General features: G+C 48.1%; 1 protein-coding gene. It reads right to left on the bottom strand.

Annotated features, from left to right (window positions below; all coding sequences use genetic code 11):
* Positions 1 to 522: carboxypeptidase-like regulatory domain-containing protein (locus ASC50_RS02810; protein ID WP_193391189.1), on the bottom strand; the 522-nt coding region annotated here is incomplete at its 3' end.
* Between the last annotated feature and the right edge of the window lie 141 nt (positions 523 to 663).

Below are 663 nucleotides of genomic sequence, written 5' to 3'. Positions count from 1 at the left end.
GTTTTGTGCGGGGTCGTCGCCACCGTTTTTAATCACGGTCAAACCGGCAACCTTGCCCTGCAGCAAGCCCATCGGATTGGATTGAATACCCTTATTGAACTGTTCCGCCTTGATGCTTGCGATGGAGCCGGTCAATTCCTTTTTGGTTTGCGACCCGTAGCCAATCACCACCACCTCGGCAAGCATCTCGGCATCTTCCAGCAGGGTGATGTCGATACTCGTTCTGCCGTTAACGGCAATCTCCCGGGTGGCATAGCCCAAATAACTGACTCTCAATGTGGCGTTGGGGGATACTCGGAGGGTGTATTTTCCATCAAGGTCGGTGGCAACTCCATTACCGGGAGTCCCTGTTTCTACGACACTTGCGCCGATGACCGGACCATCCGCATCGGATACAACGCCTGAAACGGCGATTTTTGCCTCTTGGGGAACTTGCGCTCTTAGAAGGTTTGCCTCCCCCCACGCGATGAATACGCCGCTTAACAGTAGTGTATTCACAAAGTTTCTGACTGTTCTCTTCATAATGCTTAATTCTAATTTACATTAGTAATTTTTTTTGAATTGTCACTACAACAACTCTACTATAAAGGTAGTCATTTTTTCTTTAATTACCAAACTTTTTTTTTGGGGGGGGGGCGGCAAATTGTCTAATGCCCTTCTAAA

This window comes from Candidatus Symbiothrix dinenymphae (assembly GCF_001431085.1).
Note: the sequence above shows the minus strand (reverse complement) of the source record. Positions and strands in the feature narration are given on the sequence as shown.